General features: G+C 60.3%; 9 protein-coding genes. 7 read left to right on the forward strand and 2 right to left on the reverse strand.

Annotated features, from left to right (window positions below):
- Positions 1-170: 170 nt before the first annotated feature.
- From NI000_RS21850 to NI000_RS21870, 5 genes are all read left to right on the forward strand, one after another.
- Positions 171-3,371, forward strand: coding sequence for an ATP-binding protein (locus NI000_RS21850; RefSeq protein ID WP_253413529.1), 3,201 nt, complete (start codon positions 171-173; stop codon positions 3,369-3,371).
- A 92-nt stretch (positions 3,372-3,463) separates the two neighbouring features.
- Positions 3,464-3,631, forward strand: a complete 168-nt coding sequence (yhfH, locus tag NI000_RS21855; protein WP_253413674.1) for a protein YhfH — start codon at positions 3,464-3,466, stop codon at positions 3,629-3,631.
- Between the two features lie 160 nt (positions 3,632-3,791).
- Positions 3,792-4,325: a fibronectin type III domain-containing protein gene (locus tag NI000_RS21860; protein ID WP_253413530.1), complete on the forward strand. Its 534-nt coding sequence runs from the start codon at positions 3,792-3,794 to the stop codon at positions 4,323-4,325.
- 42 nt (positions 4,326-4,367) lie between these two features.
- Positions 4,368-10,454, forward strand: coding sequence for an S-layer homology domain-containing protein (locus NI000_RS21865; RefSeq protein WP_253413675.1), 6,087 nt, complete (start codon positions 4,368-4,370; stop codon positions 10,452-10,454).
- An 89-nt stretch (positions 10,455-10,543) separates the two neighbouring features.
- On the forward strand, positions 10,544-11,713 hold the full coding sequence (locus NI000_RS21870) for a cytochrome P450 (protein WP_253413531.1): 1,170 nt from the start codon (positions 10,544-10,546) through the stop codon (positions 11,711-11,713).
- A gap of 77 nt (positions 11,714-11,790) precedes the next feature.
- Here the strand turns inward: NI000_RS21870 and NI000_RS21875 are convergent, their stop codons facing one another.
- Positions 11,791-12,999, reverse strand: a complete 1,209-nt coding sequence (locus tag NI000_RS21875; RefSeq protein WP_253413532.1) for an MGDG synthase family glycosyltransferase — start codon at positions 12,997-12,999, stop codon at positions 11,791-11,793.
- 203 nt (positions 13,000-13,202) lie between these two features.
- On the opposite strand from NI000_RS21875, the gene NI000_RS21880 reads away from it, so the two are divergent.
- The gene (locus NI000_RS21880) at positions 13,203-14,108 is read left to right on the forward strand and encodes an SDR family oxidoreductase (protein WP_253413533.1); all 906 of its coding nucleotides are present in this window, start codon (positions 13,203-13,205) and stop codon (positions 14,106-14,108) included.
- A 353-nt stretch (positions 14,109-14,461) separates the two neighbouring features.
- Here the strand turns inward: NI000_RS21880 and NI000_RS21885 are convergent, their stop codons facing one another.
- A complete protein-coding gene (locus NI000_RS21885) occupies positions 14,462-15,340 on the reverse strand; it encodes an SDR family oxidoreductase (protein ID WP_253413534.1) in 879 nt (292 codons plus the stop codon).
- Between the two features lie 221 nt (positions 15,341-15,561).
- Between NI000_RS21885 and NI000_RS21890 the strand changes: the two genes are divergently transcribed.
- Positions 15,562-16,512 carry a helix-turn-helix transcriptional regulator gene (locus NI000_RS21890; protein ID WP_253413535.1) on the forward strand — a complete coding sequence of 317 codons (951 nt, stop codon included), beginning with the start codon at positions 15,562-15,564 and terminating at the stop codon, positions 16,510-16,512.
- Positions 16,513-16,600 lie beyond the last annotated feature (88 nt).

Consider the following 16,600-nt stretch of genomic DNA (forward strand, 5'->3'; position numbering starts at 1 on the left):
CGGGGGACGGACGGAAAATGTTATGACTGCCGTCACTTTTCATATGACCGTCCGATCGTTCATGATGAATGGGAATGCTCGAATCTGTGGCGCAGTTCGAACTTTGAAGGCGGCACGTGACTGTCGTCACTCCTCGCTGTCCTTATTATCGACTTGGGAGCTGGTATGCTATGTTCGACCAAAAGCCGCTGCGCCTAGGTATGCGGATGATCGCCTTTCTCATCTTAGTCGCTGTCGGGATCGGAGGGCTCCTGGCGCCGACGATGACAACCGGGGACAGCAAACCGGTCTATCATCTGCAGGACGAACCGGGCTGGCAGATTCATCTGGGAGATTTGCCGCTTGCGCCGGACGGAAGCGTTCTGGAAGGCCCGGCAAGCTGGGCCCCGCTCAAGTCGGTGCAGCCTTTATACAGCGGCAAGCGGTATACCGGAATCATCTGGCTGAAACGCCAGCTGCCCGGCAAGATTGACCCGGCCTCGGCGCTGCACGTCGCAGGCTTGAAATCGTACGAGATGTATTTGGACAACCGCCGCCTCGCCAGCGTAAATTTTCAGCCGTACGATTTCAAAGTCAACGGCGCGTTCCAGTGGCGTCTCCTCCCGCTGCCTTCCGATGCCGGAGGGCACACGGTATACGCCCGGATCAATCATGACGACCGGGGGCTCCTTACCGGCCGGGTCACGATCGGCGGCGAGAGCGGCTACTGGGACCGCATTCTGATGCGCGATATGTATAACATCGTGCTGGGAACGCTGTTCGTTACGCTTGGGGTTGCTTCGCTTATTTTGTTTTTATTTCAACGCACTGAGAAGCTGCACTTTCATTTCTCGCTTTTTGCCCTATCGGCGGGCTACGGGTGCATTGCGCGAACCGAGCTCGCCCAGGTGTTCGTCGGCAACTCGGTCTGGATCTATCTGCATAATGTCGCCTTCCCGCTCGCCACGTTCGCTTTTCTCTCGTTTCTCGAAACGATGTACGGCAGCGGGGTGTGGGACCTGAGACGGCGGATGCGGCAAACGATGCTGGCGTTTACCGGGCTGTGTCTGGCGGCTGCGTTTTGGGACGACGTCCTGTACACGGATTTGATCAAGTTTGCGTTTCCTCCGCTATTTTTCGTCGTTTTCGCGCTGACTGCCGTCATGACCGTACGCGTCTTTATCCGCAGCCGGGACCGGGAAACGCGGTCGATTCTGGTCGGCTTCGCCGTGCTGCTTACGGTTACGCTGTTTCATGCGCTGCTCATTTTCAACCAGCGGTGGTTCTTTATCGTGTATGAACGGTATCCGGCGCTGTACCGGATCTGGACGGACCAAATTTTTATCGGTGTCTTCGTATTCATGCTTTGTCTCGGTATGGTGCTGTTTCACCGGTTCCGACAGGTGCACCGGAACATGAAGCGGTACGCCGCGGAGCTGGAGCTTAAGAACGAGCGTCTCGTGGAACTCGACAAGCTCAAAGATGCGTTTCTTGCCAATATGTCCCACGAGCTGCGTACGCCGCTTCACGGCATTCTCGGACTGACACAATCGCTGCTTGACGGCGTGGCCGGCCCAGTGAATGCCGCCGCGCGGGACAATCTGGAGCTGATCGTCTCAAGCGGGAAGCGGCTTGCCGGCCTGATCGGCGATATTCTGGATTTCTCCAAGCTGAAGCACCGCGATCTGGCTCTCCAGCTCGAACCGATCGATCTCGGGGAAACGGTCCGGCTCGTGCTGGCGGTCTTCGCGCCGCTCGCCGACAAGAAGAAGCTCCGGCTCATCCGTCAGTTGGACGAAGCTCTGCCTCCGGTTAAGGCCGACGGCAACCGGCTGGAGCAAATTTTGTACAATTTGATCGGCAACGCGATTAAATTTACGGAAAGCGGCGAAATCCGGGTCAAAGCGTCACGGCAGGACGGCTTCGTTCGCCTGTCCGTTTCGGATACCGGCATCGGGGTGCCGGAAAGCAAGCATGAGGCGATTTTTCAGGTGTTCGAGCAGGGCGAAAGCTCCGCCTCCCGGGAATACGGCGGGACGGGGCTGGGCTTGTCGATCACCCGGAAATTGGTCGAGCTGCACGGAGGCAGCATCGGCCTCGACTCCGCCCCAGGGCGCGGCTCGACGTTCACGTTCACGCTGCCGGTCTGGGAGGAAGACGCTGCCGCTCGGAATCGTACGGTGTCCGATGCTGTCGCGCCCGGCGCGGGCGCGGCGGGTTCCCTTCTTGCTGCGGCCCACACACCCTTGACTTCTCTGGCTGCAGCGGAGGAATCCGAGTCGCAGCAGTCTCGGGAGGTCAGTCCGGCACAGCGTATTAAGCCAACGATCTTAATCGTTGACGACGAGCCGGTCAACCTGCAGGTGCTCAGCAACTATTTGGCCAAGCAGCCTTACGAGCTCCGCCACGCCGGCAGCGGAGCGGAAGCGCTCCGGCTTGTTGCCGAGGCGAAGCCCGACCTGATTCTCCTCGATGTGATGATGCCGCGGATGACCGGCTACGAAGTATGCCGGGAAATCCGCCGGACCTATAGCCCCGGAGAGCTGCCGGTTTTGCTCGTAACGGCTAAAAATCAAATGGAGGATTTGCTTGAGGGCTTCAACGCCGGGGCTAACGATTATTTGACCAAGCCCGTGTCGCGCCCCGAGCTGCTGGCCCGCGTCGAGCTGCAGCTCCAGCTGCTGCAGCTCAACCACTCGCTGGAGCGGCTCGTCGAAGAGCGAACGGCGGACCTGGCGGATACGAACCGCAGGCTGCACCGTTCGATGCGGGAGACGGCCGAAGCGATGGCCGAGCTGTCCGTGCTTGAGGAGCGGAACCGGATTGCGCAGGACATTCACGATATCGTCGGACATACCCTGTCGACGACGATCGTCCAGATCGAAGCCGCCAAACGGCTGATCGAACGAAACGACGCGCTCGGATTGGAGAAGCTGAGCGTCTCGCAGGAGCTCGTCCGCAAGAGCTTGAACGAAATCCGGACGTCGGTGCGCATGCTTTCGGAAAGCGCGGCCGATTACGATCTGGCCGAAGCTTTGAAGAAGCTGCTGGCCGATACGCAGGAGGTGACGGGCATCCCGGTCGTATTCGAGCTGGATCCCCTCCCTCCGCTAAGCGCGCTGCAAAAAAAGGTGTTGTACCATGCGCTCCAGGAAGGGCTGACCAACGGCATCAAGCACGGCGACTGCCGCCGGTTCGACTTTACCTTGCGTCGGGAGGAGCATCAGCTGCGGTTCATACTGAGCAACGACGGCCGGGCCTACGAGAATACCCCGATGGGCTTCGGGCTCGCTGCCATGAAGGAGCGGGTGCAGCAGCTTGGCGGCACGATGAGCCTCTCGGCTCCGGAGACGGGCGGATGTCTGCTCCGTATCGTTTTGCCGGTGGAATAAAGGCCGGGAATCTTCGGAAAAGCGCTTACCATTTTCAGTTATTTCCTGTATAGTGAAAGTATCATGAACACAGGGAGTGATGCACTTTGTTGATGCGAACGACCGAGTTTTATGAAAACCTGCCTTCCAAATGCTGCGATACGTGCGGCGAACTCATCGAGGAGATGGCGGACTGCTACTCCTCCACCTGTACGAAATGCAAAGGCCATACGTTCTATCCGCTTAGCCCGATCCCCGGGCCGCCCGCTCATCCGGAATAGTTCAACGCCCCTGCCGAGGGGGCGTTTTTTTGTGCGCTTTTTTGGAGCGGCGCCCCGCCAAAAGATGCTACGAAGGACGCATGACCGTTCTCATGACGGCGATCACTGGTCATTATGACTTCCTCCGCCTTACGATGAGATCCGGAAGGAGGAGTTAAACATGCCAGGAAATATCGTAAAACGAAGCGTCAGCATGATGCTGGCGTTTGTCTTGTTGTGCAGCGGGGCCACCCCGCCCCCGACCGTAAAGGCCGCTTCTGCGGACCAGGCCTTCTTCGGAGACAGTCCCCTGCTCCAGGACGCGGGTGACGCCATGCCGGCCGTTTACCGCCCGCTGCTCGAATCCGGCGGGGCCTCATCGGTAACCCGCCAAGTGTATCAGACGGACGGACCGCTGCCGGTTCCGCAGGAACGGACAGCCGCCGGGCTGCCAAGCGTCGCCGCTGCCGTCTACTGGCCCGCCGGCAGCTCGATGAACGTAACCGATCGAGGCAAAAGGATGATCGTGCTGAGCTGGACTCCGGTTCCTGGCGCTGAAGGGTACCGTCTCGAGCATAACGGCATGAGCTTTGATCTGCCGTATTACACGACCTCTTATTGGGCCGATGAACTCACGCCCGGTATGAAATACCGGTTCAAGGTCGAAGCCGTCGACGAATTCGGCGTATGGACCACCGACGGACCGGCTCTCTAAGCGTCCACACTGGAAGATGTCGGACTGTCGGATTTGACCCTGGTGGACATCGAGGGCGGGCGAATCAAGCTGTATTGGGAGAAGGCTCTGCCCGGAAGCGGCATTACAGGTTTCCGGATACACCGCACGACAGGCGGCCGTGAAGAAATCATCGCCTCTCTGGACGATCCGCTCGCAGATTCCTACCTCGACATGGAGTCCGAATCCGGCGTCGGATATGTGTACCGCGTCTATGCCGTCAATGCGCAGGGTCAGGAATTTCCTTATTCCGTCGAGAAGCGATTCGGGCCGGTCGGGTTCGTCATCGGCTCCTTCGTTCACGAAGCGCCGCGTTATTACCGCAAGTATGCCGCTTCCGGCGATCCGGTTCAATTAACGCTCAAAACGGAACCGGGCGCGGACGTATTGGCCGAAGTCTCCTATTCGACGCCGGAACTCAGCGGTCAGGTTCTATCGGTCCGGCTGCAGGCCGGCGATCATTTGCAAACGTATACCGGCAGCTTTCTCATCCCGGATACGGCCGTCATGATCGAATCGATCCGCGCCACAGCAACCAAAGACGGCGCAAAGGCGGAGGCCGAAGCGCTGCAAGCCCCGCTGCCGGTCGGGGGCACGGTGCGTGTCCGCGCCACGAACAGGGAGCGGTTGGAGAATGAAACGACGCTCACGATTCGCAGCGGCAGCAGCAACGCAGCCAAAAGCATAGTCATCGGCAAGTCGCCGGAGGCCGAATTCAAGGGCCTTCCCCCCGCTGCGGATTATAAGCTGTCCATGTTCGGCTCCAACGGCATCGACCTGCTCGCCGACAATGCTTCATTGATCGACGTGCAGGCGGGCGTCAGCCGTACAGTAGAAGCGAAGCCGTCAGAGCCCGCCTACTTGGAACTCGTCATCAAGGACGAACAGCAGGAGGAAGTTGGCTTCGTGCAGGTCGTCGTAACGGATACGGACGGCCAGGTGCTGTACAGCGCGGACACCTTCAACAGCGGAAAGGTGACGACACCGGCCTTAGCCGGAATGATCGGCCGCAAGGTGCGCATTAAGGTCAGCGACCGAAAAGGCTATTACTTGCAGACGGAAGCGGAAGCGACACTCGCGCAAGGGAAGACGCCGGTCGCGGTAACGCTCGGGAAGTCGGTGACGAAGCTTACGGGCGTGGTGACCGATTGGAGCAAGCGTCCCGTCGCTCTGGCGGAAGTGTCCGCGGTGCAGAACGGCAAAAGCTACCGCATGCTGACCGATGCGGAAGGCCGCTATTCATTCGACCTGCCTACCGGTCCGGCGACCGTTCAGGCCCGCGTCGGATCGAACGTTTCGCAGCCGGCGTACAAGACGCTTGTGCCCGGAACGAATGAAGTCGGGCTGGAGATTTATGCGGCGATTCCGACCCGCGTTCAGGTGAACTTCTATACCAAAGCCATTGGCGGGGATTGGACCGGCCCGCGCGAGCTCGACTGGAGCTCCACGGGGCGTTATCGAGTTACTGCCTCCCGCTATTTGCTAAGCACGGGAAATCCGTTCCAGGTATACGCCTTCCCCGGAGAAGCCGTGCAAGTATGCATCAACGACCAGCAGCACGCTGCAGCGGACGTTTGCGGCACGACCACGATCCAGAGCAAAAACACGGGTACGGTCGAGATTCGCATGGAAGAAAAAGGAACCAAGGCTGCAGGCGACATCAGCCTGCCTAATCCTTCGCAGCCTTACTTTTATCAGCTCTTGGCTGCCGATGCAGACGGCAAACGCAGGCTGATGACGCAAGGACCGGTCAAAAACGGGAGCAACGAATGGAAGCTGCCCGGGGCGGGCGATTACCAGCTCCAGATTTCATCTTCCGGAGGCGATTACGCGTCCCGCGATTTTTCCGTCGCCGACGGAGAAGCCAAGGCATTGGGAGCCATCGCGTTCGAAAACGCGGGCGTATTTGCCGACAAGGAAGGCAACGGCGTCGTCATTCAGCCGGATACGGCGCCGGCCGGCGGGGAGCTGCCGGTCCGCGTGTCCTATCGGAACACAAGCGCCTCTGCCGTACAGGACGCGGTTCTGCTGGCCGACATCCCTGCGGGGGCGACGTTTATCGAAGGCAGCGCCGTCGTGAATGCCGCCGCAGCGCCTGCGGCTGCCCCAAGCGTCTCGCAGCGGACGATCGCCATCGGGGCGATCGCACCCGGCGCGTCGGGGACCGTGTCCTATAAGCTGCGCTTTGACGAAAAGACCGACGTCGAGCGGATTGCCATTGCGCCGAAACTGCGCTACCGGACAGATGCGGCCGAAGCAGCGGAAATCATCGGAGCGGCCCAAGCCGAACGGGTCTATGTCACCTTGTACGCTCCCGCCGTCACCAGCCGTCAGGAGATTACGGTAAGCGGGATTGCGCCTCCAGGCAGCCTCGTCCGCATCTACGACGGAAAGCTTCTGCTCGGACAGAGCCTCGCTTCCCCGTCCGGCGATTGGAAACGAAACATCCGCCTGCCGGGCGATGCGCCGCAGTCCGCTCACGCGCTCCGGGCCGAGGCGACGAAATTGGAACAAACCTGGTACGGTCCCCCGGTATTCGTCCGTTACGACGTCAATTACCCGGAGCCGGTCGAGCTGATCATCGAGCATAACCGAACAAAGTACCGGCTGGACCCGTCCCTGGGGGTGGCACAGTTTCCATACATAGTCAAACCTGGCGATCCGCTAGCCATTACGCTGAAATTTAATCATCCCAATCGCGCGCGGAACGTTAGGATTCATGTGGGTGATAGGCTTATCGATCCTTCCGTCAACGACAAGGGGGACTTTATCACCATCGTGAAAGCTGAGAAGCTGGGACCGATCGGTGTCAGCTATACGCCGCTGGAGAGCGTGCCAAGCGATACCCCGACGGAAGAAAACATACGGGAGCAGCTTCCTCCCGGTCTGAAGGCGTTCGAGAAAAAATCGCTGGAGATTTCGGAGAAAACCCCCGATGGGGCCAAACAAACCGCACGCCTGCAAGGCTCGCTCCCGGCTTCCAAGGGCAGCGCCGGTTTGGATCTGGACGTATCGTTAGAGAAAACGAGCTACTCTCCGACTCCCGCGGATCTGAACAAAGCACAGAGTACGGGCGTACCGGTGTACGGGTTGAAGGTAAGCCACTCCTTGACTCCGGAACAGTTCAGAGTCCAAATGTCAGCTTATATCCCGCTGGACGAATTCCAGACCGGCTTGAATGCGCAGGAGGCGGTGTCGCTCGTAGCCGCGGCGCTTGAACCGAAGCCGGGGGCCCGAAGCAAGCCGCAAGTACGCGCGGCCTCCGCAGGCGCGGGAGGGGCCGTACTGGTCCGCATCAGTCTGGCGCTCGCTTCGGAAGCCGGCAAATGGACCTGGACGTCGATCGATTCGGTTTATTCCGTTTACGACGGCATGGGGATTAACGATACGTTGAAGGATTTGGAAGGCTTGGTCGACGCGGCTTCGGAAACCTGCGATCCCGAGATGGCCGGCATTTATACGGACTGGGCAAAAGCCATTGCCAACGAAGCGATGATCAACGAAGCGATCAAAGCGACCTTGATGCTCGCAGGATTTTTCCTCGGTCCGGAAACGTTCGGCGTCGGCACGATCGGCGTCTGGCTTCTGACGAACGCCATCGGCAAAGTGCTGGATGCCGATATCGCCGCCAAGGTCGACAAACTCAAAGCGGACATCGCGAATAACAATTGGTGCGAAGACCCGCCTCCGAATAAGCCGACAACCACAAAGCCGGGAACTAAAAAACCGACAAAAAAGCTGGCCGATCCGAAGTGGATGTACGATCCGAGCGGCTACGTCTACGAGGTTGCGCCCAACAATCGGCTGGAAGGCGTCAAAGCGACGGCGCTTGTGAAGGATGCCGAATCGCGGCAGTGGAATGTGTGGGACGCCGAATGGTTCGGTCAGGCCAATCCGTTGACGACGGATGCCGAAGGCCGGTACGGATGGGACGTTCCGGAAGGCCAGTGGAAGGTCATGTATGAGAAGGACGGCTACCGGACGGCTTTCAGCAGCGAGCTTACGGTGCTGCCGCCGCATTTTGACGTCAACGTCCCGATGATCTCCACCCGGCCGCCGAAGGTCGTTGCGGTTCGGGCGCTTCCCGGCGGCAGCTCCGTTCTGATCGCCTTCGACCGCCACGTGACAGCCGCCAGCACGAACGATACGACGATCACGGTGATGGACAAGGAAACCGGCGCTCCCGTGATAGGAGAAACGGCGCTTGTGCAGCCCGTTACCTTCGAAGGGCAGCCCGTGTCGAAAACGGTCCGCTTTACGCCGGACGCGGCGTCGCCTCTCGTCGTCGGGCGCGTTTACGAAGTGAACGCCGACGGCGCCATTCAAGGCTACAACGGCATTCCGATGGGCAGCGGATATAAAGCCGACGTGATCGTGAAGGCGGTGGACGATACGCCTCCCGCTGCGGTAAGCGGTCTGGACGCCGTCGCCGATGCCCAAGGCTTGATGCTCCGTTGGACGGATCCGGGTGACCCGGATTTCGCCAAAGCGGCGCTCAGCTACCGGGCCGAAGGGGCCTCGGCCTTCAGCGACCCGATCGAAATCGTCAAAGGCAAGCAATGGGCGCTGCTCGAAGGGCTCAAGGCGGGAACCGCCTATGAAATCGAAGTGAAGTCGCTGGATGAAGCAGGCAATGCCGCCTCCACCCGAATCAAGACAGCAACTGCGGTTAGGCTGGCGGAGCCCGTCGATATCATTGCGCCGCGGCAAGCGGCCGGCGTCAAGATCGAAGCGGGCGAGCGTACGCTCACCGTCCGTTGGACCGATCCGGCAGATGACGACCTCCAAGCCGTCCATCTGAGGTGGAACCGGTTCGTCGGAGACCCGAACGGAGGCGAAGCCAAGGTGGAAAAAGGCGTGCAGCAGTACACGATTACCGGCCTATTGCCCGCCAAAGACTACCGCATTGCGCTCTCGTCTCAAGACGTCGCGGGCAACGAGTCGCATGCCTTGGAGATTGCAGCGCGCACGAAGCCGGTTGGCGAAAGCGGCGGCGGGAACGGCGGTGGCAGTGGAGGTGACGGCGGCAGCGGAGAAAGTGACCCGGGCCCGAGCCCCGGCGGCAGCTCCCCGTCGTCCCTCGCCAATACGCCGAAGCCGGACGATACAGCGAAGCCTGATTCCGCGAATCGCGAAAGCGTGAAGCTGGACGGAAACGCGGGGAGTTACCCGCTGTTCGGAGGAGCGCTTCACATAGCCTTGCAGGAGGGCACCTTGACGAAGCCCGCCACATTGCAAGCGGAGCGCTCGGCCAATGCCGGGTCTCCGAACGACACGGCGCTGAAGCTCCACTCGCCGGTATACTCGCTCTCGCTCGGCGGTGAAGAGGTCCTGCGCAAGCCCGTCCGGCTTACAATCCGCTACGACGCATCCGGGCTGGCCGGAGCGGACCCGCGCAAGCTTGGCCTGTACCGGCAAACGGACGGCAAATCGGGCGCTTGGACCTATGTCGGCGGAGTTACGGACGGAACCGCCGACGAGGTCACGGCCTCGATCGATCGGTTCGGCGTCTATGTGATAGGGCTCGCCGATTATCGGTTCGCCGACTTGGAAGAGCACTGGAGCCGCGCAGATGTCGAGCTGCTTGCCAGCCGCCATCTCGTCAGCGGCGTAGACGGCGGCAAGTTCGAGCCCGACCGACTGATCACCCGCGCCGAATTCGCCAAGCTGCTTGTACGGCTAAGCGACGATGGCCGGCAGGCGGTTTCGGCCGGAGAAACGTTCAGCGATGTAGCCGCCGACGCCTGGTACGCCGGCTTCGTCAACCGCGCTTCGCAGCTTGGGCTGGTGCAGGGGGCTGACGGGCGGTTCCGGTCCGACGATCCCGTGACGCGGGAGGAAATGGCCGTCATGGTGCTTCGCGCATGGGGCGAGGCCCCTGCCCTTCCGCTTGAACCGGCTTCGGTTCTTGCGGATTTCCAAGACGGGACCGACGTCTCCGTCTGGGCCCATCAAGCCGTCGCCTTCGCCGTGCGGCACGGGCTGCTCCAAGGCATGGAGGAGCGCGCGCTGAAGCCGCAGGACTCCGCCACCCGGGCGCAATCGGCCGTCCTAATGCTCCGCTTGATGGACCGGATGGGCCGGTTGACGGCCGCTCCGGCGAAGCCGTAGCAAGCAAACCTCGATGTGCCGGTCCTTCGGGGCCGGCCCGCATCGTCCTTTTAACGAGATACAACCAACTTGAAGGAGTGACCTGTTCCATGATCAACGAGCTTGATTTACGACTTGATCCCTATCCGTGGTATGAAGAAATGCTCCAAGTGAGCCCTGTCGAATACAGCCCGCAGTTTGGGGCCTATCTTATTTTCCGTTACGAAGAAGTTCGCAAGGTATTTGCCGACCATCAGACGTTTTCATCAGCGGTCTTCGACGGCCTTTCCCAAGAGTTGACCTTTGAGAATCAGCTTCAGGGGATGGACCCGCCCCGGCACACGCAGCTTCGGGCATTGGCTGTCCATGCCTTCACCCCGAAGGCGGTAGCCGACCTTGAGCCGCGCATCCGCCGCCTTGTCAGCGAGCTGCTCGATCAGGCGCTGGCGAAGGACGAGATCGATTTTGTCCGCGATTTTGCCATTCCGTTTCCCGTGACGGTCATCGCGGAAATGCTCGGGGTGCCCGAGGAGGAGCGGGACCAATTCAAGTATTGGTCGGACGTGATCGTAGAGGCCTCCGAGCATCTGCTCACCGGCAAGGCGGAAGATCCCCGGCATGTTGCCGCTTATCGGGAAATGAAAGACTATTTCGAGCAGCGGACAAGGGAGCGCAGGGAAGCTCCTCAAGACGACTTAATCAGCCGGCTGGCGCTTGCCGAGGTGGAGGGGCAGCGGCTTACGGATGCGGAGGCGGGCAATTTCTGTCTCCTTCTCATGGTAGCCGGCAATGAAACGACCACGAATCTGTTGAGCAATGCGATTCGCACGTTCATCGAACATCCCGGACAGTGGGAGCTGTTATGCCGGGAGCCCGGGCTGATTCCGCAAGCCATCGAGGAAGTGCTGCGCTTCCGCTCGCCGGTACAGCTGTTGTACCGGGTCGTGAAGCAGGACATCGAGCTTGGCGGCCGCCAGATGAAAGCCGGGGAGCGCGTCGTCGTCTTCATGGGCGCGGCCAATCGGGACGCAGGTAGATTCGAGCGTCCGGATACGTTCGATATTACGCGCCCGCTGGGTCCGCATATGTCTTTGGGCCACGGCATCCACTTTTGTCTCGGGGCGCCGCTCGCCCGGTTGGAGTCCAAAATCGCGTTTGAAGCCTTGATCGAGCGCATCCGGGAGTTTCATTTGCCCGAGGGATGCAGGCTCGAACCGCTCTCGACCTTTAATGTATTCGGGCTGCGCCAGCTGTCTTTACGGCTGGTCCGACGCAAATAAGCGCAAACGCCGTTCATCCGTTTCTCTCGGATGAGCGGCGTTTGCGCTTGTGCCCTGCCTGATTCAGCCTCGCTGACTTACCACGCCTCGCGAATCGTGGTCGTCGTCTGCCACGCTTTCCGCACGGAAGACGCCGTCTGTTGAAGATGCATAATCGCATCCCAAGCCTGCTCCGTCGGGCGCTGGCGGCGGAACTGCCGCGCCCTTCCCCGCATCGCGGCCAGCGCAAGCCGGTTGTCCGCAAGCTCCAGCAGCTGATCCTGCAGCGCCCGGGCGGCCGTCGCCCGGATGGCGACGCCGGCCTTCTCCAGCACCGCGGCGTTGTCTTCCTCCTGGCCAGGAATCGGCTTGTACAGCAGCATCGGCAAGCCCATGGCGACCGCTTCCGCCGTCGTCAGCCCGCCCGGCTTCGTCACCAGCAAATCCGCGACGGCCATCCATTCGTGAATTTCCTCTACGAAGCCTTTGACGATGACGCGGTTTGACGGATGCTCCTGCAACTCCGCTTCCAGCTCTTCCCGCACGGCCGCGTTGCTTCCGCAGATGACGACCAGCTGCAGCCGCTCCAGCAGAGATGTCGAACGGATCAGCGAACGGATGCTTTCATCCAGCATGCCGCTGCCGCCGCCCATTACGAGCACGACCGGGCGCTGCGGATCGAGACCGAACGACTGGCACAGCCGGACCCGGTCGAACGATTCGGAGAAGCGGCGGCGCACCGGAATGCCGGTCACCCGGATGCGGGAGGACGACACGCCGTGCAAACGCAGCGCTGCCGCTACTTGCTCGGACCCGACCAGATACAAATCCGTATGCGGCTGCAGCCACAGGCTGTGGTCGGTATGGTCCGTAATGACCGTAACGAGCGGCGTCGAAACCGCGCCCTTTTCTTTAAGCAAGGATACGGCCGCCGCGGCCAGCGGGAACGTGCAGACGATAATGTCCGGCCTTTTCTCCTCCAAGAGCGTCAGGAATCGGGACAGCCCCAAGCTCAAAAACGTTTTGAACGGAATCGGCATCGCCTCTTTCCGTCTTGTTTTGCGATATAAATAGCCGTAGACCGACGGCGCTTTCTCGACACCCTTCATAAAGCAGTACTTCACCATCGGATGAAGATACGGATACACTTCCTGCATAAAATCGATCACCTCGGCCCGGACACGTTCCGCCAAGCCTTCTCCGCATGTTTCCGCCAGCGCCCGCGCCGCCTGCCGGTGACCGTCACCCAAGTCGCCGGAGAGCACCAAAACGCGCGCAGCCGCGGGGATCTCGCCGTTCGTCAACATAAGTAGCCCCCCATAAACTATTCTTTGTTTGAACTTCTACTCTATATATTAAACGAAAAACCTGAAGAAATCCCATCCTCAGAGCTTAAAACTTTCTTAAGTACGCCAATGACCCGGACGTAACTCCGGAGCGCACCCATAGCGCCCAACGCGAATACACTATCGGCAAAAGCCCATATTGACGCTTGATCGGAGGTTCCTTTATGAAGCCTTACCCTGAATACCCTTACTATGCGATGGAAACGGAGTGCCACGAAAAGCCGATTGCGTTCCCGCCCCAGCATCAAGAGCGGCAGCCCGGACTCGAATATTTGATGAACCCGCGGCCGATCTTCGACAATCCCGCCTACGTCGGCAGCGGCAAGCTTCTCGGCAAAGCAGCCCTGATTACGGGCGGAGACAGCGGGATCGGACGCGCGACGGCCGTCGCCTTTGCCAAAGAAGGAGCCGACGTGGCCATCGCCTACTTATACGAGCATCCGGACGCGGCCGAAACGAAGCAGCATATCGAGCAGTTGGGCCGCCGCTGCCTGACCATCCCGGCAGATCTGCGGGATAAAGCTTCGTGCACGGGCGTCGTCGCGCAAACTCTCGCCGCGTTCGGGAAGCTGGACGTGCTAGTCAACAATATAGGGGTTCAGTACCCGCAGGAGAGCATCCTGGATATTTCGGAGGAGCAGCTGATCGAGACGTTCCGAACGAATATTTTCTCGTTCTTTTTCGTGACACAGGCCGCTCTGCCTTATATGAAGGCGGGCGACTCCATCATTAATACGGCTTCGGTCACCGCCTACCGCGGCCACCGGCAATTGATCGACTATTCATCCACTAAAGGGGCGATCGTCACCTTTACCCGGTCGCTGGCTCTATCGCTGGTCGAGCAAGGCATCCGGGTGAACAGCGTAGCTCCGGGACCCGTCTGGACACCGCTGACGGTCTCCAGCTTCCCCGCCGAGCAGGTGAAGACGTTCGGCACGGATACGCCGATGGGCCGGGCCGCCCAGCCGTTCGAGCTGGCGCCCGCCTACGTGTACCTCGCAAGCGACGATTCCAGATTCGTCACCGGCGAGACGCTGCATGTGAACGGAGGCCAGTTTATCACCTCCTGATGCGGCAACGCCAAAAAGGGACTGCGGAGATAACCTCCCGTAGTCCCTCAGAGTGTCGAGAAAGTGGTCAATTGAGGTAATAGAGGTTACGAAGGGGTGAGGTATCCACTTCCGACCGCTGTTGTCATCGGGAAATCTTGATTGGAAGCCGCTTAACAGCGGATATTTCCCGAAGACAAAGGCGGACGCTATCGCTTCTCCAGTGGACACCCCACCTCCGTTTGCATCTCTAATTTTGTAAAAGCCCACTTTCTCGACAAGCTTAGGGACTGCGGAGATAACCTCCCGTAGTCCCTTTTGGCATTTGTCCGTTACCCGGCACGGAGCTTTCCGCACTACTGCATAGCCGCAGATCACTCGGCGTAAAAGCCCTGCTCCGCCGCATAGTTGCCCCAGTGCGGCCTGCTCCCGTCTTCGTCCGTAAAGCCGTACTCGTCGGAGAGCCCCCAGCTCGTCAGCGCTTGACCGGATTTGTCCATGATGCGCGGGTCGGCAGCCAGTGCGGCAACCGCCCGTCCGACATAATGCGGCGTCTCCGACATGATGAAATGCGGGTCCTTCTCCGCCGCGGCCCGCCAATTGTCCTTCGTCACGCCGAAATGGTCAAGCATCGCTTCCGAACGCAAAAAACCCGGCGTGACCGCCACAGCCGCCACATGATGCGGGCGAAGCTCTTCGGCCATCGCCGCGGCCAGGTGAATCGCCGAAATTTTGGCGAGACTGTAGTACAGGTTGCCGCGGTACCGGTAATCCCAGCCGTCCGTAATTTCGACGATGAGTCCCCGCTTGTTCGCCATAAGGAGAGGTACGCCGTAGTAGCTGGTGATCATGTGCGAATGCACCGCCCGCCGCTGCATCAGCAGTCCGTCGGCAACCGACTGCTCCCAGAACGTCTTGCCCCATTCCATCAGCGAGTCCCCGCCCCACACGTCGTTGACGAGCAGGTCGAGCCTGCCGTCCTTCTCGCTTCGCACCCGTTCGAACAATGCCCGGACCTCTTCCTCGACCGTATGGTCCACGCGCACCGGAATGCCGCGTCCGCCCCGGGCCGTCACCAGCTCCGCCGTCTCCTCGATCGTTTCCGTCCTGCCCATGTCGGAAAGCTGCCCCCGCGAGCTGCGGCCGGTCACATAGACCGTTGCTCCCGCTTCCCCCAGCATTTCGGCGATGCCGCGGCCCGCTCCTCTTGTCGCTCCGGCAACGACCGCGATATGTCCTTCCAATGGTTTCATCGTTCATTCCTCCGCTTTTCTTCGTCGTCTGGCTGGCAATGTCATGCCATTCCCGCGCAGTACCCAACTGTTGTCGAGCCGTCTGAACTTGCTCTAAACCTATCTCCGTCTTACGCTTTCATTCTACCAGCCCTAATATGTCAACCCTTGTCATATTGCTGTGATAAAATAAAAATATCTAATGACTAAAGCGCATCTCAAAAATACAAGGAGCGATGATCATGCGTGCAGACCGGCTGTTATCGATTTTATTGCTGCTTCAGAACCGCGGCCGAATGACCTCGCGGGAGCTGGCCGAGCAGTTGGAGGTATCGGAGCGGACCATCTTCCGCGACATGGAGGCGCTCAGCGCTTCCGGCATTCCGCTTTATGCCGAGCGAGGCTCGGGCGGCGGCTGGGTGCTGCCGGAAGGCTACCGCTCTCAGCTCACGGGACTCAAAATCGATGAAATCCGCTCCCTCCTGCTCGCCCACGCTTCCGGGATGATACGTGATCTAGGCTGGCGCGAAGCTTTTGAAGCGGCCTTGTTGAAGCTGCTGGCCGCCCTGCCTCCCTCGCTGCGGCGGGATGCGGAGGCGGTCCGCGAACGCATCCACGTGGACGGAGCCGGATGGTACGGACCCTCGGAGGAGGTATCGTGCCTATCCAACGTGCAGGAGGCGGTGTGGGAGGAGCGGCTGCTGGCCATTCGCTATGGGCGAGGCGACGAGGTCGTCGAGCGCGAGGTCGGCCCGCTCGGGCTGGTCGTCAAAGGAAACGCGTGGTACTTGATCGGGCTCATAGACGGCCAGATGCGCACCTACCGGGTTTCCCGGATACGGAGCGCCATCATACGGCCGGAGAGCTTCGAGCGGCCGGCGGACTTCGAGCTGGCCCGTTACTGGGAGCAATCGACGGCCGATTTCAAGTCCCGGCTGCCCAGTTATCTCGTGACGCTGCAAGCGAATACTTCCGCTCTTGCTCTCCTGCGGGAGGAGCACTTCGTCAAAATCCGTGAAACCCGCCCGGCTGCCGACGGCCTGACCGAGCTTACCGCCGATTTTCAAACGGCGGAGTACGCACTGCGAATCATTCCGGGACACGGCGGCGGACTGCAGGTGCTGGAGCCGGAAGAGCTGCGCGCAGACCTCCTCCGGTTGGCGGAGACGATCCGTCAAATATATTCTCATTGACGATACGGTCCGATCTGCGCACATGAAGCCGCAGCAGTACGTTGGTACGTCCCTCACCCGACTCCGGCGCCGACAAGCCGGAGTTATT

Origin of the sequence: Paenibacillus tyrphae (genome assembly GCF_024158745.1) — a bacterium.
GTDB lineage: Bacteria > Bacillota > Bacilli > Paenibacillales > NBRC-103111 > Paenibacillus_G > Paenibacillus_G tyrfis_A.